General features: G+C 65.8%; 17 protein-coding genes and 1 tRNA gene. 14 read left to right on the forward strand and 4 right to left on the reverse strand.

Annotation, left to right across the window (positions count from 1 at the left end):
- Positions 1-10: 10 nt before the first annotated feature.
- The 4 genes from gcvH (at position 11) to ACZ1JS_RS01210 (ending at position 4,377) form a co-directional block, all read left to right on the forward strand.
- A complete protein-coding gene (gene gcvH, locus ACZ1JS_RS01195; protein ID WP_110153316.1) occupies positions 11-382 on the forward strand; it encodes a glycine cleavage system protein GcvH in 372 nt (123 codons plus the stop codon).
- Between the two features lie 161 nt (positions 383-543).
- Positions 544-1,902, forward strand: coding sequence for an aminomethyl-transferring glycine dehydrogenase subunit GcvPA (gene gcvPA / locus ACZ1JS_RS01200; RefSeq protein WP_465167345.1), 1,359 nt, complete (start codon positions 544-546; stop codon positions 1,900-1,902).
- The gene (gene gcvPB, locus ACZ1JS_RS01205) at positions 1,899-3,473 is read left to right on the forward strand and encodes an aminomethyl-transferring glycine dehydrogenase subunit GcvPB (RefSeq protein ID WP_465167346.1); all 1,575 of its coding nucleotides are present in this window, start codon (positions 1,899-1,901) and stop codon (positions 3,471-3,473) included. The genes gcvPA and gcvPB overlap by 4 nt, the downstream gene beginning before the upstream one ends.
- 49 nt (positions 3,474-3,522) lie before the next feature.
- On the forward strand, positions 3,523-4,377 hold the full coding sequence (locus ACZ1JS_RS01210; RefSeq protein ID WP_465167347.1) for a formate/nitrite transporter family protein: 855 nt from the start codon (positions 3,523-3,525) through the stop codon (positions 4,375-4,377).
- On the opposite strand, the gene ACZ1JS_RS01215 is transcribed toward ACZ1JS_RS01210, so the two are convergent.
- Positions 4,374-5,270, reverse strand: coding sequence for a DMT family transporter (locus tag ACZ1JS_RS01215; protein WP_465167348.1), 897 nt, complete (start codon positions 5,268-5,270; stop codon positions 4,374-4,376). The two genes, ACZ1JS_RS01210 and ACZ1JS_RS01215, sit on opposite strands and share 4 nt — an antisense overlap.
- Positions 5,271-5,520: 250 nt before the next feature.
- On the opposite strand from ACZ1JS_RS01215, the gene ACZ1JS_RS01220 reads away from it, so the two are divergent.
- Both ACZ1JS_RS01220 and ACZ1JS_RS01225 read left to right on the forward strand, forming a co-directional pair.
- Positions 5,521-5,697, forward strand: a complete 177-nt coding sequence (locus tag ACZ1JS_RS01220; protein ID WP_465167349.1) for a hypothetical protein — start codon at positions 5,521-5,523, stop codon at positions 5,695-5,697.
- Positions 5,698-6,016: 319 nt separating this feature from the next.
- The gene (locus tag ACZ1JS_RS01225; protein WP_465167350.1) at positions 6,017-7,282 is read left to right on the forward strand and encodes an aminoacyl--tRNA ligase-related protein; all 1,266 of its coding nucleotides are present in this window, start codon (positions 6,017-6,019) and stop codon (positions 7,280-7,282) included.
- A gap of 131 nt (positions 7,283-7,413) precedes the next feature.
- Here the strand turns inward: ACZ1JS_RS01225 and ACZ1JS_RS01230 are convergent, their stop codons facing one another.
- Positions 7,414-7,875, reverse strand: a complete 462-nt coding sequence (locus ACZ1JS_RS01230) for a DUF3597 domain-containing protein (RefSeq protein WP_465167351.1) — start codon at positions 7,873-7,875, stop codon at positions 7,414-7,416.
- A gap of 525 nt (positions 7,876-8,400) precedes the next feature.
- Here ACZ1JS_RS01230 and ACZ1JS_RS01235 point away from each other — a divergent pair.
- Together ACZ1JS_RS01235 and ACZ1JS_RS01240 are read left to right on the forward strand one after the other, a co-directional pair.
- Positions 8,401-10,233, forward strand: a complete 1,833-nt coding sequence (locus ACZ1JS_RS01235) for a ribonuclease R family protein (protein WP_465168602.1) — start codon at positions 8,401-8,403, stop codon at positions 10,231-10,233.
- Between the two features lie 94 nt (positions 10,234-10,327).
- Positions 10,328-11,596 carry a methyl-accepting chemotaxis protein gene (locus tag ACZ1JS_RS01240; protein ID WP_465167352.1) on the forward strand — a complete coding sequence of 423 codons (1,269 nt, stop codon included), beginning with the start codon at positions 10,328-10,330 and terminating at the stop codon, positions 11,594-11,596.
- A 576-nt stretch (positions 11,597-12,172) separates the two neighbouring features.
- On the opposite strand, the gene ACZ1JS_RS01245 is transcribed toward ACZ1JS_RS01240, so the two are convergent.
- The gene (locus tag ACZ1JS_RS01245; RefSeq protein WP_465167353.1) at positions 12,173-13,951 is read right to left on the reverse strand and encodes an ABC transporter transmembrane domain-containing protein; all 1,779 of its coding nucleotides are present in this window, start codon (positions 13,949-13,951) and stop codon (positions 12,173-12,175) included.
- A 219-nt stretch (positions 13,952-14,170) separates the two neighbouring features.
- Between ACZ1JS_RS01245 and ACZ1JS_RS01250 the strand changes: the two genes are divergently transcribed.
- On the forward strand, positions 14,171-15,403 hold the full coding sequence (locus tag ACZ1JS_RS01250; protein WP_465167354.1) for a polyhydroxyalkanoate depolymerase: 1,233 nt from the start codon (positions 14,171-14,173) through the stop codon (positions 15,401-15,403).
- A 57-nt stretch (positions 15,404-15,460) separates the two neighbouring features.
- On the opposite strand, the gene ACZ1JS_RS01255 is transcribed toward ACZ1JS_RS01250, so the two are convergent.
- The gene (locus tag ACZ1JS_RS01255) at positions 15,461-15,940 is read right to left on the reverse strand and encodes a pyridoxamine 5'-phosphate oxidase family protein (protein ID WP_465167355.1); all 480 of its coding nucleotides are present in this window, start codon (positions 15,938-15,940) and stop codon (positions 15,461-15,463) included.
- Between the two features lie 122 nt (positions 15,941-16,062).
- Here ACZ1JS_RS01255 and ACZ1JS_RS01260 point away from each other — a divergent pair.
- The 5 genes from ACZ1JS_RS01260 to ACZ1JS_RS01280 all read left to right on the forward strand — a co-directional run bounded on the left by ACZ1JS_RS01260 (position 16,063) and on the right by ACZ1JS_RS01280 (position 21,399).
- Positions 16,063-16,137: transfer RNA gene (locus ACZ1JS_RS01260), tRNA-Gln, on the forward strand.
- Between the two features lie 262 nt (positions 16,138-16,399).
- Complete coding sequence (locus ACZ1JS_RS01265) at positions 16,400-18,238, forward strand: site-specific integrase (protein WP_465167356.1); 1,839 nt, start codon at positions 16,400-16,402, stop codon at positions 18,236-18,238.
- Positions 18,239-18,437: 199 nt separating this feature from the next.
- The gene (locus ACZ1JS_RS01270; protein WP_465167357.1) at positions 18,438-18,815 is read left to right on the forward strand and encodes a hypothetical protein; all 378 of its coding nucleotides are present in this window, start codon (positions 18,438-18,440) and stop codon (positions 18,813-18,815) included.
- Positions 18,812-20,467 carry a relaxase/mobilization nuclease domain-containing protein gene (locus ACZ1JS_RS01275; RefSeq protein WP_465167358.1) on the forward strand — a complete coding sequence of 552 codons (1,656 nt, stop codon included), beginning with the start codon at positions 18,812-18,814 and terminating at the stop codon, positions 20,465-20,467. The genes ACZ1JS_RS01270 and ACZ1JS_RS01275 overlap by 4 nt, the downstream gene beginning before the upstream one ends.
- Entirely contained in the window at positions 20,440-21,399 is a 960-nt protein-coding gene (locus tag ACZ1JS_RS01280; protein ID WP_465167359.1) for an ATP-dependent nuclease, read from the forward strand. The genes ACZ1JS_RS01275 and ACZ1JS_RS01280 overlap by 28 nt, the downstream gene beginning before the upstream one ends.
- Positions 21,400-21,458: the final 59 nt, after the last annotated feature.

Below are 21,458 nucleotides of genomic sequence, written 5' to 3' on the forward strand. Positions count from 1 at the left end.
AGCTTGTCGGATGAGCCGTTATTTTACGCAGGAACATGAATGGATCGAGGTCGACGGTGAAGTCGCGACCGTCGGCATCACCGAATATGCCGCCGGGCAGCTTGGCGACATCGTGTTCGTCGACGTGCCCGAAGAGGGCAAGCAGCTGACCAAGGGCGATGACGCCGCCGTCGTCGAATCGGTCAAGGCCGCGTCGGACGTCTATACCCCCGCATCGGGCACGGTCCTCGAGGGCAATGCCGCGCTGGCCGACAACCCTGCGCTGGTCAACGAGGACCCCGAGGGTGAGGGCTGGTTCTTCAAGCTGACGCTGCGCGACGACAGCGAGCTGGGCGAGCTGATGGATGAGGACAAATACGCCGCCTACGTCGCGCGGCTGTAAGGACTGGCTGGTTCGACGGGAGACGTCGCCCCAGCGCAGGCTGGGGCATCATGCGGCTCCTGTCTCCCGGCTATTACCGAGAGATCCCAGCCTTCGCTGGGATGACGCAGGTTCCGGTGGCGGATCAGTCTCCAGCTTCCCGCGGACCAACAAGGACCATCATGCGCTATCTTCCCCTGACCCCGACCGACCGGACCGATATGCTGGCCACGATCGGTGCCGACAGCATCGACGACCTGTTCGTCGACGTCCCCGAATCCGCACGGCTCGACGGGCCGGTGCCGGGCCTGCCCAACCATGCCAGCGAACTGGCGGTCGAGCGGCATCTGTCGGCGCTGGCGGCGAAGAATGTCGCGGCGGGGTCGGTGCCGTTCTTCCTCGGCTGTGGCGCGTACCGCCACCATGTGCCGGCCAGCGTCGACCACCTGATCCAGCGCGGCGAGTATCTGACGGCCTATACGCCGTACCAGCCGGAGATCGCGCAGGGTACGCTCCAGATGCTCTTCGAATTCCAGAGCCAGGTCGCGCGGCTGCTCGGCTGCGACGTGGCGAATGCGTCGATGTACGACGGGTCGACCGCCTGCTGGGAAGCGGTGACGATGGCCCGCCGCGTGACGCGCAAGGCCAAGGCGGTGTTTTCGGGCGGCGTGCATCCGCACTATGTCTCGGTCGCGAAGACCATGGCGAAGTTCACCGGCGACGTGCTCGACACGACCCAGCCATGGCTGGTCGCCGAGACCGATGACGACCGGCTGATCGAGAAGATCGATGCCGATACCTCGTGCGTCGTCGTCCAGTATCCCGATATCCTCGGCCGCATCCCCGACCTGCAGCGCATCGCCGATGCCGCGCATGCGGTGAAGGCGCTGCTGATCGCGGTCGTGACCGAGCCGGTCGCGCTGGGCGCGATCGAGGCGCCGGGCAATCTGGGCGCCGATATCGTGGTGGGCGAAGGTCAGTCGCTGGGCGTCGGCCTCCAGTTCGGCGGTCCCTATGTCGGGCTGTTCGCCTGTTCGGAAAAGCTGGTGCGGCAGATGCCGGGGCGGCTGTGCGGCGAGACGGTCGATGCCGAGGGCAAGCGCGGCTTCGTCCTGACGTTGTCGACCCGCGAACAGCATATCCGCCGCGAAAAGGCGACGTCGAACATCTGCACCAATTCGGGGCTGTGTGCGCTCGCCTTCTCGATCCATCTGACGCTGCTTGGCGAAAAGGGGTTGCGGCAGCTGGCCGAGGTCAACCATGCCAAGGCATGCGCGGCGGCCGCGCGGCTGGCGCAGGTGCCGGGCGTCGAACTGGTCAATGACAGCTTCTTCAACGAATTCACGCTGAAGCTTCCGACCGAGGCGCGGCCCGTAGTGCGCGAACTCGCCGATCGCGGCGTGCTGGCCGGCGTATCGCTCGGCCGGCTCTATCCGGGGGAGGATGGCCTTGCCAACGGGCTGGTCGTGGCGGTGACCGAGACGGTGACCGAGGAAGATATCGAAGCGCTCGCCGCAGCGCTCACGGAGGTACTGGCATGAGCGTGAACCAGAGCGGCTGGCGTCCGGCCATGGGTGAGGCAACGGGCGGTGCGCAGGCGACCTTCACCGGCAACCGTGCGCTGATGCTCGAAGAAGCGCTGATCTTCGAGATCGGGTCGGCGGAAACGACCGGCGTCGATATCGACGACGCACCCAAGGTCGCGTCGCGGCTGGGCAACCATGCCCGCAAGAGTGCGATCGGCCTGCCCGGTCTGTCGGAACCCGAAGCGGTGCGTCACTATACGCGCCTGTCGCGGCAGAACTACGCGATCGACCTCGGCCTGTTCCCGCTGGGGTCGTGCACGATGAAGCATAATCCGCGCCTCAACGAGCGGATGGCGCGACTGCCGGGCTTCGCCGATCTGCACCCGCTGGGTCCGATCGACACGGTGCAGGGCGCGCTGGAGGTAATCCATCAGCTGGCGCACTGGCTGGTCACGCTGACCAACATGGATTCGGTGGCGATGAGCCCCAAGGCCGGCGCGCATGGCGAGCTGTGCGGCATCCTCGCGATCAAAGCGGCGCTGGAGAAGCGCGGCGAGGGGCATCGCAAGGTCATTCTCGTCCCCGAGAGCGCGCACGGTACCAACCCCGCCACCGCCGCGTTCGCGGGCTTCACGGTCAAGGACATTCCGGCGACCGCCGACGGCCGCGTCGATACGCAGGCGCTGAAGGACCGGCTGGGTCCCGACGTCGCGGGCGTGATGATCACCAACCCGAACACCTGCGGGCTGTTCGAACGCGACCTCAAGGAAATCTCCGACGCGGTCCATGCGGCGGGCGGGTACGTCTATTGCGACGGCGCGAACTTCAACGCGATCGTCGGGCGGGTCCGGCCGGGCGATCTCGGTGTCGATGCGATGCACATCAACCTGCACAAGACCTTCTCGACCCCGCATGGCGGCGGCGGTCCGGGGTCGGGGCCGGTGGTATTCTCCAAGGCGCTGACCCCGTTCGCGCCCCTGCCGTTCGTCGAGAAGCAGGACGGCAAGTTCGTGCTGGTCGAGGAGGAAACCGCAGGCGAGCATCATGCCGACAGCTTCGGCCGGATGGTGGCGTTTCACGGCCAGATGGGCATGTTCACCCGCGCACTGTCCTACATCCTCAGCCATGGCGCGGACGGACTGAAGCAGGTGTCGGAAGACGCGGTGCTCAACGCCAATTACGTCCTGCGCAGCCTCGACGACACGCTCGACGCACCGTTCGGCAAGAGCGGCCCGTGCATGCACGAGGCGCTGTTCAGCGATGCGAACCTCGCCGACGGCTTCTCGACGCTCGACGTGGCCAAGGGGCTGATCGACGAGGGCTATCACCCGATGACGGTGTATTTCCCGCTGGTCGTCCACGGCGCGATGCTGGTCGAACCGACCGAGACCGAGAGCAAGGCGGCGCTCGACCAGTTCATCGGCGCTTTGAAGTCGGTCGGCGAACGCGCCAAGGCGGGCGACACCGCACTGAAATCGGCTCCGCATTTCGCACCGCGCCGTCGTCTCGACGAGACGCTGGCGGCGCGCAAGCCGGTGCTGGCGTGGAGGGAACCGGTGGCTCCTGTCGCGGAAGCGGCGGAGTAACGGGTTGGTAAAAGGAACCGCCGCAACAACCGGCGGTTCCCAATGGCCTATGGCCGACCCACAACCCGCTGCACCCGATACCGACGACGAAGAACAGAAGGTCGCGCTGAATCCCGAACAGGAGGAGGTGGTCGACGATCGCCGTGCCGCCTCTGCCCTGATCGTCCACGAGGTCGTGCGGCGACAGGGCATCGAGGAACTGGAACGCCCTGCCGCTTCGCTGATGTGGTCGGGCATTACCGCAGGCATTGCGATCGGCCTGTCGCTGCTGGGCAAGGCGGTAATGGAAACCGCGGTTCCCGCCGGACCATGGACGCCGCTGCTTCAGTCGCTGGGCTATGCGATCGGGTTCGTCGTCGTGATCCTCGGCCGAATGCAGCTCTTCACCGAAAGCACCTTGTCGGCAGTCCTGCCGCTGGCGACCGATCCGTCGGCCCGCAATCTGGTACGGACGCTCCGGCTATGGGGTATCGTGCTGCTCGCCAACATGGTCGGCACCTTCGCCTTTGCCGGCTTCGCGATGCTCGGCGGTCTTGGCGTGGAACAGGCGCGCGAACTGGTCGAGGTCAGCGGCGTCGTGCTGGAGCATGTCGGGATGGAGGGCTTTCTGGCAGGCATCCCGTCGGGCATCCTGCTGGCTAGCGTCGTATGGTGCCTGCCGAGCGTCGAGGGGCAGAAGGTCACGCTGATCGTGCTGCTTACCGGGCTGATCGATCTTGGCGGCTTCGCGCATGTCGTCGCCGGATCGGCGGAAATGTGGGTGCTGGTGTTGCATGGCGACATGGGCGCCGGACAGGCGCTGGCCTTTTTCCTTCCGGTGCTGTTCGGTAATATCGTCGGTGGCAGCGTGCTGTTCGCGTTGCTCGCCCATGCCCAGGTGCGCGGTGAGATCGAGGAGAGTTAATCCTCCTCGACCATCGATCGCACCTTCTGCCGACCGAGGCGATGTTCGCGCCATACGATGAACAGCCCGCTCATGATGATGATCGGGGCGCCGGCCCAGGTCATCGGCGTCGGCAATACGCCGAACAGCAACCAGCCATAGACGGTCGCCCAGAGCAGCCCCGAATAGTCCATCGGCACCACCGCCGCGACGGGGGCCGAACGCGACGCGGCGGTCAGCGCGATCTGTCCCATGCCGCCGACCATGCCGATCGCGATCAGGTTCGCCCAGGTGAGCCAGTCGTGCGAGCGGATGTTGAAGGCATAGGCCGTCGCGATGAACGGCAGCGTCAGCGTCGAGAACCAGAACACCGTGGTCCCCGCCGGTTCGTCGCGCAACTGGCGCAGCGCGATCGCGACCAGCGCGACGAACAGCGCCGCCATCAACCCTACGAACGCCCCGAACAGCGGTACATGGGCGCTGCCCGGCTGCGCCACGACCAGCACGCCGACAAAGCCCAGCAGCACCGCGCCCCACCGCTGCCACCCCGTCGGTTCGCGCAGGACCAGCGCCCCCAGCAGCGTCGCGAAGATCGGCACGGTGAACTGGAACGTCGTCGCCTCGGCAAGCGGCAGCAGCAGCACTGCACCGAAGGTGAAGACCATGCCGACCAGCCCGATCATCGACCGGGTCAGATGCCCCTTGATCCGTGTCGTGCGCAGCGATCGCAACCCCGGTCCGGCGGCGACGAAGCCCAGCACGAGCGGCAACGCGCATAGCTGACGATAGAACATCGTCTCGGGCAGCGACGCGCCGCGCGTTTCGGCCAACTTCACCAGTGCGGACATGGTGGACAGGAAGAAGATTGCGAGCAGGCGGAGCGCCAGCCCCTTCAGGATGCGGTCGCCGGGCATGAACGGGCACGTACAGACTGTGTCGCGCCGACGCCACCCCATGCGCCTGCCCATGGAGTTTGCAGGCTTGTCGCCTTCGCGCACCGAGAGACTTCGCTAACCATGGTGCCCATGCGGAGGAGCCGGCGCCTGTCCGCCGTCACCGGCGGTTGCGGCGGCCACGCGATTTGGCCGGCGGGTCCGTGCGCGCAGTGGCAAGGAAAGCGGCGGTACATGGATGCGACAGGACTGGATCGTCGGAGCGTAAGGCATGAAGTACGAGAAGAATATCGATCGTTTTGCGGAAATCGAAGTCTTCCCGATCGAACGGATCGTGCGCCGCGCCGGTCGCGATCGCCTGCAACCGCGGACGACCTTGTTGTTCTGGCTGGCGATCGCCATCGTGCCGTGGATCGTCATCGTCGCACTCGCATTGCGCCGAGGCTGAGCCGCGTATCGCCGCTTGGCGAACGGCCCCCTTTGCCGCTATCGCGCGCTGCATGAAGCACGCTCTCAACGTCACGCGCGAACAGGATTTCGCCGCCTGGTATCAAGCCGTCATCACCGAGGCCGATCTGGCCGAGGAATCCGGGGTACGCGGGTGCATGGTCATCCGGCCATGGGGCTATGGCATCTGGGAGCGGATCCAGCGGCTGCTCGACGATCGGATCAAGGCGACGGGGCACGAGAATTGCTATTTCCCGCTCTTCATCCCGCTCTCCTATTTCGAGAAGGAAGCCGAGCATGTCGACGGCTTCGCCAAGGAAATGGCGGTCGTCACCCACCATCGGCTGGTCGCGGACGGCAAGGGCGGGCTGGTGCCCGATCCCGAAGCGAAGCTCGAGGAACCGCTGGTCGTGCGTCCGACCAGCGAGACGGTGATCGGCACCGCCTTTTCGCGCTGGGTCCAGTCGTGGCGCGACCTGCCGGTGCTCATCAACCAATGGGCGAACGTCGTCCGCTGGGAAATGCGCACCCGCATGTTCCTGCGCACCGCCGAGTTCCTGTGGCAGGAAGGGCATACCGCCCATGCCACGGCGGAAGAGGCGCAGGGCGAGACGCTCAAGATGCTCGAAGTGTATCGCGAGTTCGCCGAGACCTGTCTCGGCCTGCACGTGATCGCGGGCGAGAAGCCGGAGAATGAACGCTTCCCCGGCGCGGTCGCGACCTACAGCATCGAAGCGATGATGCAGGACGGCAAGGCGTTGCAGGCGGGCACCTCGCACTTTCTCGGCACCAATTTCGCGCATGCGCAGAATATCCGCTTCCAGAATGCGGAGGGGCAGTTCGAACACGCCAACACGACCAGCTGGGGCGTGTCGACGCGGATGATCGGCGGCGTCATCATGGTCCATGGCGACGATGACGGCCTGCGTGTGCCGCCGGCGATCGCGCCGTGGCAGGTGGTGATCGTCCCGATGCTGCGCGATGCGCCGGAGGACGAACCGCTGATCGCCTATTGCCGCGAGTTGCAGGCATCGTTGGCGAAGCAGTCGGCGCTGGGCGAACCGGTGCGTGCGTTGCTCGACCTGAAGCCGGCCAAGGCCGCGAACAAGCGCTGGGGCTGGGTCAAGAAGGGCGCGCCGGTGATCGTCGAGGTCGGCGGACGCGACATGGCGGGCGGCAATGTCTCGGTCGTGCGTCGCGACCGGCTGTACCGTGCCGATGGCAAGCTGGATTCGCAGGTCGTGGCCCGCGACGACTTTGCCGCGACGATCGGCGAAACGCTGGCCGACATTCAAGCGACGCTGCTGGCGCAGTCGACCGAGCGGCTGCGGGCCGCAATCGTGCCGATCGACGATTGGGCCGGCGTCGAAGCGCATTTCGCTGATGGCGTGAAGAACCCCGGCTGGGTCGATGTCCGCTGGTCGAAGCCGACCGGCGACGCACTGGAAACGGTGGTGCAGCGGTTGAAGGGGTTGAAGCTGACGATCCGCAACGCGCCGCTCGGCCAGACCGGCTGCGACGACGGCCCGTGTGTGTTCACCGGTGAGCCGGCGGTCGAGCGCGTGCTGATCGGCCGCGCGTATTGACGGTTTAGCCCGCGAGGTCACTCCCAGCGTATCCCCGCGTAGGCGGGGATCCAGGGCCACCAACGCCTTCGCCCGTGGCTCTGGACCCCCGCCTGCGCGGGGGTACGGTTCGACGGACGTTTACGAACTACTCAGTCCTTCAAGTTCCCCGGCACCTGCCCACCGGCCTTGCCGAGTTCCTGCAACACCGCGCGGTGCAGCCAGATGTTCATCTCGGCGCTGCCGTCCTTGGCGCCGGTATAGCCCAGTTCGGTGGCCAGCTCCTTGCGGTTGTCGAGGCTGGAATCGAGGTCGAGCAGCTTCATCAGGTCGACGATCGACGTCCGCCAGTTGAGCGCGGGATTGCCCTTCTGCTGCGCGATCCGCTCGATCGCGGTCATCGGATCGACCGGCTGCGGCGCGGCGGGCGCAGCGTGTGCCGGAGCGGCGGGGGCTGCCGGTGCCGGCGCGGGTGCATGCTGCTGCGGCACCGGTGCGGGAGCGGGCACGGGCTGCGGCGCGGGCGCTTCCTTCTTCTTGCCCAGATAGTTGTCGCCGAACGGGCCACCGTCCTTACCGAAGATCTGCGTCTTGATGCGTTCGAAGATTCCCATGGCCGTCTCCTCCTGTCCAATAGGGTTTGCGGCCCAACGGACGGCGGGCGGTTCGGGTCCGCCGACGATACGCCATTGGTCTGACGCCCCGCACGCCCTATGTCCTGGGCGATGGTACGCACCAAGACGCCGCCCGGCCTGCCCACCCGCGAGCAGATCCTCGACTTCATCCAGACGTCCGACACCCCGGCGGGCAAGCGTGAGATCGCGCGTGCGTTCGGGCTGTCGGCGCAGCAGAAGATATCGTTGAAGGCACTGCTGAAGGACATGGCCGACGAAGGGCTGATCGACAGCGCGCCGGGCCGCGCCTTTCACAAGATGGGCGGGCTGCCCAAGGTGACCGTGCTGCGCGTCGCCGATGTCGACGATGGGGGGAATGTTTGGGCGGTGCCCGAACGATGGGATGCGGATACGCAACCGCCGCGTGTCCGGGTGCGCGAACGCGGGCGGCGCAGCGCGCTGGGCGTCGGCGATCGCATCCTTGCCCGGACCGAGGAGGCCGGCAGCGGCTGGGCCGCCTATCCGATGAAGAAGCTCGACCGCGCCGCCGAAGCGGTGCTGGGCGTGCTGCGTGCCGAGGGCGACAAGCTGTGGCTGCAGGGTGTCGACAAGAAGGAGCGCCGCGAGGTGCCGGTGACCGATGCCGGCGGTGCCGCGCCCGGCGATCTGGTGCTCGCCGCGCTGGGCGGCCGTCCCCCGCGCATCACCGCGCGCGTGGTCGAGCGGCTGGGCGATCCGTTCGAGGCGCGCAGCTTCTCGCTGATCGCGATCCACAAGCACGGCATTCCCGACGTGTTTGCGGAAGAAGTGCTCGCCGAGGCGAAGAAGGTTGCCGGGTATCCGCTCGATGGCGACCGCGAGGACCTGCGGCACCTGCCGATCGTCGCGATCGACCCGATCGACGCGCGCGACCATGACGATGCGGTCTGGGCCAGCCCCGACGACCGCGCCGACAATGAGGGCGGCTGGCAGGCGATCGTCGCCATCGCCGACGTGTCCTTCTATGTCCGGCCCGGATCGGAACTCGACAAATCGGCGCGCTCGCGCGGCAACAGCGTCTATTTCCCCGACCGGGTCGTGCCGATGCTGCCCGAGATCCTGTCGGCGGACGTCTGTTCGCTGAAGGCCGGGCAGGATCGCGCGGCGCTGGTGTGTCACCTGACCATCGCGAAGGACGGGAAGCTCAAGGACTGGCGCTTCTCCCGCGCAGTGATCCGCGTCGCCGCCAACATCGCCTATGAACATGCGCAGGCGGCGATCGACGGCGTCGCCGACGCACCGGTCGCGCCGGAACTGGTCGATGGCGCGCTGAAACCCCTGTGGGGCTGCTGGGCGGCGCTGGCCAAGGCGCGGGCGCATCGTGAGCCGCTCGACCTCGATCTGCCCGAACGGCGGATCGTGCTCGACGAGAAGGGCCGCATCCTGTCGGTTGCGCCGCGCGAACGGTTGGATTCGATGCGGCTGATCGAGGATTTCATGATCGCCGCCAACGTCGCCGCGGCGAAAGCGCTGGAGGCGAAGAAGGCGCCCGTCATGTACCGGGTCCACGAACCGCCGACGCGCGAGAAGCTGGTGGCGCTGAAGGACTATCTGGAGACGTTCGACGTGCCGTTCGCGCTGGGGCAGGTGATCCGCCCGGCGACGTTCAACCATGTGCTCGAACGCATCGGCGAGGCCGATTTTAAACCGCAGGTGATGGAGCAGATCCTGCGCACCCAGACCCAGGCATTCTACGGCCCGCAGAACCACGGCCATTTCGGCCTGAGCCTCGGCAGCTATGCGCATTTCACCTCGCCGATCCGGCGCTATGCCGATCTGATCGTCCATCGCTCGCTGGTCGGCAGCTATGGCCTTGGCGACGGGGCGCTGCCCGCCGACGATGCCGCGAACATGGAGCGCGTCGGCGAGGCGATCAGCGGCCTCGAACGCCGCGCGATGGAGGCGGAGCGCGAGACGGTCGACCGCTATGTCGCCGCCTATCTGGCCGAACATGTCGGCACGGTGATGGAGGCGCGGATCACCGGCGTCGCCAGCTTCGGCTTCTTCGCGACGGTCGAGGGCGTGGGCGGCGACGGGCTGGTCCCGGCCCGCGACCTCGGCACCGAATATTTCCGCTTCGACGAAGCGTCGCAGTCGCTGATCGGCGACCATAGCGGCGAGACGTTCAGCGCCGGCCAGCGCCTGTCGCTCCGCCTTGCCGAAGCGAACCCGGTATCGGGGGCGCTCCGCTTCGAACTGCCCGATGGCAAGGGGTCGGCGACCGGCAGTGGCCACGACCGGCGCAAGGGGCCGCCGCCGCGCGTGCTCAAGCGTCGTGGCCGCCCCGCCAATAACCGGCATCAGGGGCGCAAGCGCTGACGACCGGCAAATTACAAGAAAACCGGGCGTGTCATCGCATTGTCACGCCCGGTTAGCCACCGGTTTACCCTATGGCCCCAAGGTCGGACGTGCGATGACCCGTCCTTCCCGCCTCGACCCCGGCATTACCGCCGACCACCTGACCATCGGGCAGGATGCGACGCTGACCGCGGTCGTCGAGCGGTTTCGGGCGCATCACGACCTGCGGCTGCTGGCGGTACTCGATCCGCAGCGCCGCCCGGTGGGGGTGCTGCGCGAAATCGACATTCGCGAGCTGCTGTTCAATCCGTTCGGTCACGCGCTGCTCGGCAATCCCAGCTTCGGCAACGGTATCGGGCGGCTGCTCCGCCGGGCGACGATCGCCGATGCCGATACGACGGTCCCCGAACTGGTCGGGCTGCACAGCGACGATGGCGTCGTATTGGTGCGCGGCGGCCAATTCGCCGGGCTGCTCGATGCGACGCGGCTGTTGCGAATGGCGGCGGGCTGGCACGGCGACATGGCGGTGGCGGCCCGCCGCCGCGCCGAGCGGGTCGGGCAGGCGGCCAATGCCTTCGAAACCGGGATCACCCGGCTGTCGGGCGATATTTCCGCGGCCTGTACCGCGATCGGGCGGATGGCCGGCGATCTCGACCAGCGTGCCGCAGCGGCGCGGGGCGGGGCGATGTCGGTCGCCGCCGCCGCGCATCAGACCGCACGCGGCATGGTCGATATCGAACAGCGTGGCCACGCGCTGGCCGCGTCGTTCGAACGCATCACCCATGATACCGAGCGCGCCGACCGGCTGCGCCGCGACGCCGGCGACCTGGTCGACCGCAATTGCGACCATGTCCAGTCGCTGTCCGACGTCGCCACGACGATCGAAGCGATGCTCGACCTGATCCGCGGCCTTGCCAAACGGACCAACCTGCTGGCGCTCAACGCCGGGATCGAGGCGGCGCGGGCGGGCGCGGCGGGGCAGGGCTTCGCCGTCGTCGCGGGCGAGGTGAAGTCCCTCGCGCGGCAGACCGAGCATGCGGCAAGCGATATCGCCGGACGCGTCGACGCCGTCCGGGCGCTGCTGGACGACGTGGCCGGCGGTCAGCGTGCGGTCCAGTCGGCCATCGCCGCGATCGGATCGATCACCACGACCATCGCCACCGCCATCGCCGCCGAACGCGACACGATCCACGCCATCGCGACCCGGGTCGAGGAAGCTCGCAGCGCCGGCACCGATATCGATGCGCGCGCCAGCGGCATCGCGACGGCCGCCGACGGCATCGGCGAACAGGCGGGCGCGCTGGCCCGACTGGTCGATGGACTGGGTGCCCTCAACACCCAGTTGCAGGGGCGCGCGACCGAATTGGTCGCAGCGGTGGCGTAGCTCAGGGGCGCCGACCCCACAGCATGATAACAGCAGGTAGAATTGTTCGTGCCGAGTAGGGGCTGCGCTTGTCGAAGACCCGTATCGAAGCACATGCTTGCGACGGTCCTTCGATACGCCCTTTCGACAGGCGCAATGGCTAGTCAGGACGAACGGGTCAGGTTCAAGTCAACCGACGCTAGGGCGGATCGACAGTCAACGGTCGCCACCCTTCCCTCTCCCCGGGGCAGGGGAGAGGGTTAGCGGAGCTTGCCCGCGTGCTGGCTAGCGCAGCTTGGGAGAGGGGTCGAGCGAGCCAAAGGCTCGCGCGCTCGCTTGCGCGAGCGCTTCACCCCTCACCCAGCTCCGACTAAGCCTTTGCTACGCAAAGACCAAGTCTGCGCAACCCTCTCCCCTCTACGAGGGGCGAGGGAAAGAAGGGCTTATCTGAATGTCGATCCGGCCCAGATCCCATTCGTTCGGTTCGAGCAGCTTCGAGCGAAGTCGGGAACGCCCCGTTTGAGGCACCCCGTTCTCGACTTCGGTTCTCGACAGGCTCGAACCTGCGCTCGAACCGAACGGCTAGGGAAAGCCCCCTCAACCCGCTTCGTGAAACTGCAAATTCGCCAGCCGCGCATACAGTCCGCCCTGCGCGATCAACTCGCCATGCCGTCCGGTCTCGACGATCCGGCCATGGTCCATGACGATGATCCGCGACGCCGCGCGCACCGTCGCCAGCCGATGGGCGATGACCAGCGTCGTCCGATCGGCCATCAACCGGTCGAGCGCGTCCTGGACCAGCCGCTCGCTCTCCGCATCCAGTGCCGAGGTCGCTTCGTCGAGCAGCAGGATCGGCGCGTCGCGCAACAGCGCGCGCGCGATCGCCACCCGCTGCCGCTGGCCACCCGACAGCCGCGCCCCGCCTTCGCCGAGGAACGTGTCGAGCCCGTCGGGCAGGGCGCGCAGGAAGCTGGTGGCATTGGCCGCCTCCGCCGCCGCCCATAGCTGTTCGTCGCTCGCGTCCCAGCGGCCATAGCGCAGATTGTCCCGAGCCGAGGCGGCGAAGATCACCGTTTCCTGCGGCACCATCGCGATCCGCGCGCGCACCGCTTCGGGATCGGCATCGCGGACATCGACGCCGTCGACCGCGACCATGCCCGTTGCCGGATCGTAGAAACGCTCGACCAGCTGGAACAGCGTCGACTTGCCGGCGCCCGACGGGCCGACCACCGCCACCGTTTCCCCGGGCGTGACGTCGAGGGTGAAGTCGGCCAGCGCCGCTACCTCGGGCCGGGTCGGATAGTGGAAGGTGACGCCCTGGAACGACACCGCGCCGCGCGCCGGTTCGGGCAGTGCCACCGGCCGGGCGGGCGCGGCGATCACCGGACGCTGTGCCAGCAATTCGGCCAGCCGCCCGGCGGCACCGCTGGCGCGGATCAGGTCGCCATAGACTTCGGTCAGCGCACCGAACGACCCGGTGACCAGCGCGGCGGTCAGCACGAAGGCGGTGATCGCACCCCCCGTCGTCCGCCCCGCCGCCACGTCGCTGACCGCGTCCCACATGATCAGGGTGATCGCGGCGAACAACATGCCGATGACGAATGCGGTCATGATCGCGCGGGTGGCGAAGCGTTTCTTGGCGGTTTCGAAGCCGCGATCGACGGCGGCTTCGAACCGGTCGCCTTCGCGGCCCTGTTGTCCGAACGCCTGCACGATCTTCATCGCGCCCAGCGTTTCCGATGCCACCGATCCGATATCGGCGATCCGGTCCTGGCTCGACCGCGACAATTTGCGCACCCGCCCGCCCAGCCACATGATCGGCAGCACGATCACCGGAATGCCGACGATCAGGTACAGCGTCAGCTTGGGCTGCAGCGTGAACAGGTACAGCACCCCGCCGACCCCGACCAGCAGGTTGCGCAGCGCGACCGATACCGTCGTGCTGACGATCCCTTCGACGATCGCGGTATCGGCGGTCAGCCGCGACGCGATTTCCGACGGGCGGTTTTCCTCGAAATAGCCCGGCGACAGCGTCAACAGGTTGCGATGGACCGCCAGCCGCAAATCGGCGACGGTTCGTTCGCCCAGCCACGACACGAAGTAGAAGCGCCCGGCGGTCGCGATCGCCAGGATCACGACCACGCCCAGCAGCCCTTCGAAATAGGTGCCGATCTGGTCGGGGTTCGCGCCCATGGCGAAGCCGTTGTCGACGACCTTCTGAAAGGTTCGCGGAATCCACAGCGTCGCGATCGCCGCGGTGATCAGCGACACCAGGGCGCCGACCAGTTGCAGCTTGTACCGAATGGTGAATCGCCAGACCAGCCGGAGCGCCGGCAGCATCTTCGAACGGTCGGGGGCGGGGGCCGGATCTGCCATGGCGCGCGGCTTAGCGGTTGTGCGAACCGACCGCAAAGGGAACCTCTGCCCCGCTTCGTTGCTTACACGTATCGAAGGATGCGGTGCTCCGTATCGCCCATGCGCTTTCAGCGTAGGGTCAGCTATGGCGTACGACGTTCGGAGCGTTGCTGATGGCAACGAATCGCTATATTTTTACTGGTACGGGTGTTCCCCGTCAGACCAGGTTCGGGGTGCCCCATGTTGTACGACACTTATGAATGGCAACGCTCGTTGCTCGCCGGTGCCAGCGCGATGGCCAATTTCGGCGCGGGCCTGCTGCAGAACCCCAGCAACCCCTTCGCCTATTTCGGCGGTGGGCCGGTGCTCGGATCGGCGCTGGCGGTGTTCGCCCATGCCGCCGCCCCGCGCGGCAAGCCGGCCTTCGACCTGACCAGCACGACGGTCGATGGCAGGCAGGTGGCGGTGCGCGAGGAGATCGTGCTGCGCCGCCCCTTCGGACAACTCAAGCGCTTCGTTCGTGAAGGCGTCGAAGGCGGACCGAAGCTGCTGATCGTCGCGCCGATGAGCGGCCATTATGCGACGCTGTTGCGCGGTACGGTCGAACGGATGCTGCCGTCGGCCGACGTCTACATCACCGACTGGCGCGATGCGAAGCTGGTGCCGCTGTCGGCGGGCCGTTTCGACCTCGACGATTATATCGACTATGTCACCGCTTTCCTCGAAAAGATGGGCGAGACCGGCGATGCGCGGGCCCATGTGCTGGCGGTGTGTCAGCCGTCGGTGCCGGTCTATGCCGCGACCGCTTTGATGGGCGCGGACCGGCATCCCAACCGTCCGCGCACACTGACCATGATGGGCGGGCCGATCGACACGCGCGAAGCGCCGACCGCGGTCAATACGCTGGCGACCGAACGGCCGCATGCCTGGTTCGAACAGAATGTCATCGCGACCGTGCCGATGACCTATCCCGGGGCCGGCCGTCGCGTCTATCCGGGCTTTCTGCAACTCGCCGGTTTCATGACCATGAACCTCGGCAGCCACATGATCTCGCACTGGGAGATGTTCAAGCATCTGGTGCAGGGCGATGGCGAGGGGGCGGGGACGACCCAGCGCTTCTACGAAGAATATCGCGCGGTGTGCGACATGACCGCCGAATTCTATCTGCAGACGATCGACGTGGTGTTCCAGACCCATGCCCTGCCCGAGGGCACGATGAAGCATCGCGGGCGGCCGGTCGATCCGGGTGCGATCACCGACACGGCGATCCTCGCGATCGAAGGGGAGCGCGACGATATTTCGGGGCTGGGCCAGACCCGCGCCGCGCTGACGCTGGCGACAGGCCTGTCGGACGAACTGAAGCAATATCACATGGCGCCGGAAGTCGGCCATTACGGCATCTTCAACGGGTCGAAATGGCGCAACCGCATCGCGCCGGTGCTGGAGGAATGGATCGCGCGCCACGCCGGTTGACCGGACGGCTAGCGGAAAGGAAGAGGGCGGGGGCGCGAACCCCCGCCCTCTTTCATATCAGACGTCGACCTTGGCGTGGCTACCGGCTTCGTCGCCGCCCTTGATCGTCTGGCCGGTGAACATCTTCAGCTTGCCGAGTAGCGACTGGTCGGTTTCCCAGATTTCGGCGCTGTCGAGGTCGAAGCGCAGCATCAGCAGCGACGGGTCCTGCCGGCCCTGTTCGTACCAGGCTTCGACCTGCTTCGACCAATATTTGTCGATGACGGCGGGGTCGCTTTCCTCGGTCAGCGTGCCGGCGATGCAGGCGAACAGGTCATGGCCCTTGGCGACGAACTGCACCATCGCCGGACCGCCCTCGGCCGCGCGGTTGTCGCGCTTGGTATAGAACCAGAATTCGCTGTCGGCTTCTTCGTCGAGCACGGCATACATCGGTTCGGAATGCTGGTGCTTGCCGGTCAGGCCGAGCATGACATAGGGGCTGGCGGCCATCGCCTTCCACATGGTTTCGCGGATTTCGGCGGGGCTCTTGGTCGACATGAATGTTCCTTCCTGGCTGTGTTCCGCCTCAACGACCCAGCGCGTACAGGTTTCCCCACAAAGCCGGTTGCACAACAACGACAATCCCCCTAGTGCCCCACCACCGCGCAACGCGCGGTCGCTGGGGCGTCGCCAAGCGGTAAGGCACCGGTTTTTGGTACCGGCATTCGTAGGTTCGAATCCTGCCGCCCCAGCCATCTGCCTGAAATCCCAGCCAATTGGCTGCTAAGTGTTTGAAGATGCTGGCTGACTATAAGGGTCGGCCGTTGGCACCTGCACAATTGTGCATCGGATTGTGCCAATGCGCTGGCCGGGAAGGCCGCGGTTTTGGACTGTCTTCAGCATGTATATCGGCGCGGGCATATTTTCTGGTGGCGCCGAATTCACCGTTTATTGGATAATGGCACCCTAGATGTCCGGCTGTCGCTGCGGACCACCGACCGGAAGGCAGCGCGCAACATGGGGGCGGCGCTCACGGCGGTGACGCCGAAGGTGCTGGAGATGCTCGACAGGCGGGCCAGGCAGAAGACCGATATCACCGAGCAGGAGCTCCAGACGATCGCCAAGGCGATGTACGAGGAGCGGCTGGCGGAGGTGTGCACCCTGCAGCGATCGACGCCATACGATGTCGAGAACCACTCGGCCGCCAATCTGGCGTTCATCGATTATTTCGAGCGACTGAAGAACCAGGGCGGCCATATGTCCTTTCTGCCGGCCGAAGAGCGCAAACTGGAGGCGGAGGGCTGGAGCGCGCAGCGGATCGCCGGCCTGCGCAGGATCATCGCCATGCGGGAGGAGCGCGGCATCGACCCGATCCGGCAGGAGGAGATCGATCGTCATCTTGCCGCCGCCGGTTTCGCGATCGATGATCGGCTGCGCTGGATGCTGGAGCTTGCCCTCTACCCAGCGTACCGCGACGTCTATGCCGCCGCAGAGGCGCAGCTTCGAGGCGCGGCCACGCCGGGGATGGCGTCGCTTGGCAATTCAGCCACGCCTGCCCCGGCGCAGCCGTCTCCTTCGCCCGTCGCTGGCGTTCATCCGGCGCCGGTCGGTGCCACGCCAGCGGTGCCGGACGACTGGCTGCATTGCACCCCCGTCGAGGCAGCAGAGCGCATGATCGCCACGACGCCCCGCTTGCTGGAGCATCGCAAGGGCGGCAAGCGCGAGAAGGACAGCGTAGGCGAACAGACGCTGCGCCAGATTCGATGGGCCGCTGTGCTTCTACAGAAGTCGCTGCCGTCCGGCACGCCGATGTGGCGGGTTACCAAGGCGGACATCGTCAAGCTGGACAAATGGTTCGATCAGCTCTCCGTCAACTATGGCAAGGCGGCTGGCGATCACGACCTCGGGCAGAGCTTGGAACAGGCCGCGGCCGTGTTCGCCGATCGAGTCGAGACGGGCGACGTGCCGATGGACCAGATCGGCTTGTCCACCGGCACCGCCAACAAGCATTTCAACAAACTGGGCCAGATCCACAGCTTCACGCGCAAGGCGGTGCCCATCGCCGAGCCGATCGACTTTGGCGAGTTCACGGCCCCGATCGATAAGGATGAGCGCGAAGCACGACTGCGCTACACGCGGGAGCAGGGCGAGGCGATCTTCCGCCTGCCGCCATGGACGGGCTGCGTCGGCACCGAGGAGCGACTGAAGCCCGGCTCCAAGATCATCCACGATGGCCTGTTCTATCTGCTGCTGCTCGTCTGGTACACCGGTGCGCGGCGCGAGGAATTGGCCAAGCTCATGCTCGACGATGTCGAGGAGCGGCATGGTATCGACTATCTGCTGATCCGCCCCACCATCACCGGGCGGATCAAGAATAAGTCCGCCCGGCGCGTGATCGTTATTGCCGACGAACTGATCCGGCTCGGCTTCCTGCGCTATGTCGAGGCGATGCGCGCGGCTGGCGAGACGCTGCTGTTCCCCGAGTTTGTGCCCGGCGGCGATACCAAGCGGAAGCTGGGCAATGTCTTTTACAAGCTGTGGTGGATCTATATCGCGCCGAGCGTGCCAGACCGGAAGCGCGGTCAGGCGATGCACTCCGCCCGCCACACCGTCTCGGACGAGTTGAAGGACCAGGAGGTGTTCATCGAGTTCCGCAACGATCTGCTCGGCCACAAGGGGACCGGTGGCGAGGGCATGACCCGCTATCCGGGCCGTGCCTCGCTCGAAAAGCTCAAGGTCACGGTGGCGAAGATCCCTACCGTGACCGGCCATCTGCCCGACCAGCGGACCATCCACCTCCTGCCGCAAAAACTGCGGCAGGCGCGCCCCACGCGCTCGAAGGGGGACCGCGCATGACGCGCGCCAAGCCAGCCCGGTGGACTGGGCAGGACAGAAGAAAGAGGGTGCGCACCCAAGTGAGAAGGAGCACGCACTTCGGCTCTCGCCTCCGCACAGTAGAAGGAGGAAATAAGGTAGCAGGATGGGTGGTGTATGACACCACCGGCCGCATTGCGGGTCCTGCTCCGCGCCGGAGGCTTGTCGCAGGGGAAGTGGCGTGAGCGAGAACCAAGCCAGCCGATCTCCTCGAAAGGCACGCGCCAAACGTCCGCCGAGGAAGGATTCCGGCGACCGCATCGTATTCCGGGTGACTGATGAGGAGCGGCAGCGCCTGCTCAGCGAAGCCGGTGAAGTCGGGCTTTCTACATACATTCGTGCCCGTCTGTTCGGTGGTGGTGTGCGCAATCGCGATGCCCTGCGCAAGATCGCCGTGCTGCATGCCGCGGGTCGCCGCATCCAGAAGTTGGCAGAGACGCATCATGTCGATGAGCTCATCATTGCCACCACGCTCGGCGATGTGTGCGCTACGATTCTCCGATTAGCTGACGAATTAGACGATATGGTCGATGACAGCGAAAAGGCTGACGCCCCGTGATCGTGAAACGAATCCCGGCGCGCCCTGCCGGACGCAATGCGACCACCGAGCGGGCAAGGCATGCTCGCAACCTTGTCGACTATCTCCGGCAGCCCGAGAAGCAGAGCGAGGAGAGGGATTATCAGGTCGCCTATATGCTGCGCGAGAAGCTCGGCGGCACGAAAGGCGAGCGCCTGTTCCACATCGGTGGTCGCAACTTCGTCAGCACCGCCATCAAGGGGCAACGCGCGGAGATGATCGCCGTCGCGCAGGCGGCGACCCGCAGCCCCAATCCGATCGACCACTGGCTACTGAGTTGGCGTGAGGGCGAGTTGCCGACGCCTACCCAGATTGACGAAGCGGTCGGCATGTTCCTTGAGCATCTCGGCGTCAGCGACCAGCCGTGCATCTATGCTTGCCATGGCGACACCGACAACCGCCACGTCCATATCGCGCTCAATCGCTTTGATCCGCTTGCCGGGCGGATGATCGAGATCAACGATGGCTTCACGCTCGAGGCAGCGCATCAGGCGGTTGCCCTGATCGTCGATCGGTTCGGCTGGCAGGCCGAAGCCGATGCGCGCTATCAGGTGGTCGATGGTCGGGTGGTGATGAGTGCCGGGGCAGCGGCGCGCGTCGATGCGGATCGGAAACCGATCTCCCAGAAGGCCGCGGCGTTCGAAACCCGGACGGGCTATCGTTCCGCGCAACGCATCGCCCAGGAGGAAGCCGTGCCCCTGATCCGGGCGGCGCGATCGTGGGACACGTTGCATCGGTCGCTCGCCGAGGTTGGTATCAGCTATGACACCATCGGGACGGACGGCGTCATCCTGTCGGTTGGAAACGAGAAGGTACGAGCATCGGCCGTCGATCGGTCGATCACCCGCGTGCGCTTGGAAAAGCGCCTTGGGGACTTCGTCCCGCGGACGGCCGCTGTGGAAATCGCGGCCCGTGACGCGAAGAGGGATCGGCTAGCGAAGGCCTTCAGGGCTGATGAATATCGCGGGGAGCTCGAGCGGTGGAAAAGGTGGCAGAAAGCCAAGCGCGACGTCGCATCGTCGGAGCATGCCACCGATCGCGCACGCGCGGCTGCCCTCGCCAGGCAAAAGGCGCCCAAACGGCCCCCGCCAAATCTGGAAAGCTGGTATTATGAGCAGGGGGAAGGGCCCTTTGCCGAAGCGTGGCGTCATCGCCATAGCACAAGGGCGTTCCCCAGCTTCGGAGTAGGGGGCGGCAAGCGCCCGGCCGATCTGCCGTCGATCGATGGATTTCAGGCCTATCCCTGCTCGGACGGCGTCCGCTACGCCCGGAAAGCCGATGGTCCCACAGCCTTCCTCGACAGGGGTGAGGCAATCGACGTGATCGCACGGGACGAGGTGGCCATGCTCGCGGCGTTTCGTCTTGCCGTTCAAAAATCGGACGGCCGCGTGATTGTGACGGGCGATCCCGAATTCCGTGAGCGGACCTACGCCATGGCCGTCAAATATGGCCTCGCCGATGCGCTGGCGGACGCTGACCTAGCGCAGCGGTGGCTCGCGCTTCAGCCGTCGCCCCCGCAACCGGATAAGGCTCTCGCTGAGCGCCTTGCTCCGCCAAGTTTGTTCCGCCGACTGCAGCCAAGTGGATGGGCCTCTTTTCGCTCGGCATGGATACCGATGATCGGATCCCTCTGAACAAGCGCGGAAGCGGAGTACGTAGGCTTATCCTGGTAAGCTTTTTCAAAGCCGAAGCGGAACGGAAGCTGACGAGCTCGTCGAAGCGGAACCTTATTTACGCGATTGAGGAGCCCGAGACGTCGCAGCGCCCGGCAAATCAGCGGGTCCTTATTGATGCGTTCAAAGAGATTGCGACGGCACCTCATTGTCAAGTGATCCTCACCACTCACAGTCCAGGGCTCGCAGCTGACCTCCCTATAGAGAGTATTCGGTTTGTTCCCGGTGAAGGTCCGCCGGCAACGCCAGCAGTCAAGGCCGGCGTGGACATCTTCGACACCGTGGCGAAGGCTCTCGGCCTTACTCCCGACAGCAGAGTGCGCGTGCTCATCTGCGTCGAAGGACCTACGGATGTCACGGCACTGAAGTGTCTCAGTGCAGCACTGCACGCAGAGGATGACACGATACCGAACCTGATGATCGATGAGCGTTTCGCGTTCATTCCTGCAGGAGGGTCAACGCTCAAGCACTGGGTCACCGAGAACTACCTGCGTAATATGCACCGGCCTGAGGCGCACATTTACGACTCAGACGTCGCAAAATATGCGGCATCGGTTGCAGAGGTGAATGGGCGAGCCGACGGTCTCGGCTCGTGGGCGGCCCAAACACAGAAGCATGAGATAGAGTGCTACCTGCACGCCGACGCAATTAAAGCTGCCTTCGATGTCGACGTGGTTTGTGTTGACCATCCCGCCGAAGGATTGCCGTCTGTCCCCGAAGCGTTCGCAATCGCGTTCTCGGCTAAGCGAAACTTCGACGGGAGAATGGGGGCCGACAAATCCAAGGGGTATCTCTCGAAGGCATTCAGTCACATGACCGCCACCCAAGTTCGCGATCGTGATCCTTGCGGTGAGATCGAGGGCTGGCTCAGGAAAATGGCTGCGCTGGTTTAATTTGAGCAATGTGCCACGACCGCGATTGTGACACTAGGAACCTGCGCCAACGCGAGATG

The sequence above is a fragment of the Sphingomonas sp. BL-S-05 genome (genome assembly GCF_055521695.1).